We start from the raw sequence: 454 nt of genomic DNA, 5'->3' as shown, positions 1-454 counted from the left end.
AAACTACCAGTAGATGACCAACTATAATCTAAATATCTACCTGCTAATTCTTTAATACCATTCTTATAATCGTTACTTGATTTGTACAAATAAACTTTTAAATGTTTTTCTTGAGATAATAGATTCAAAAAAGAAAACAAAAAAAGTACCATGAAGAATTTATTCATAAATAATCTGTTTAGACTAGAGTTATTTTATTAGTTTACTTATCTGCTTCAAATCTTTAGGTTTGACATTGTGGGAGTTCTCTTGAGTCATATAGATAACATCACCAGATAAACTATTTATAATTGATAAAATCTTAATTTGATTAAATCTAGTATACATCAAATAATATATATTCTCTTTGTTCAAAATTTTAGTGTTCAATTCATTATTAGAAACAACTTTATATTGAAAATCATAATCTTTAAACTGTTTTTCAGGAGTTATCGTATTTTTATAAATACTTTTC

General features: G+C 23.1%; 1 protein-coding gene. It reads right to left on the bottom strand.

Translation table 11 applies throughout. The annotated features are described in order from the left end of the window. Positions 1-189 precede the first annotated feature (189 nt). The coding region (locus J8281_RS19080; protein ID WP_210199245.1) for a hypothetical protein at positions 190-454 on the bottom strand (265 nt) is incomplete at its 5' end.

It is taken from the genome of Aquimarina sp. U1-2 (assembly GCF_017897595.1).
Lineage (GTDB): Bacteria > Bacteroidota > Bacteroidia > Flavobacteriales > Flavobacteriaceae > Aquimarina.
Note: the sequence above shows the minus strand (reverse complement) of the source record. Positions and strands in the feature narration are given on the sequence as shown.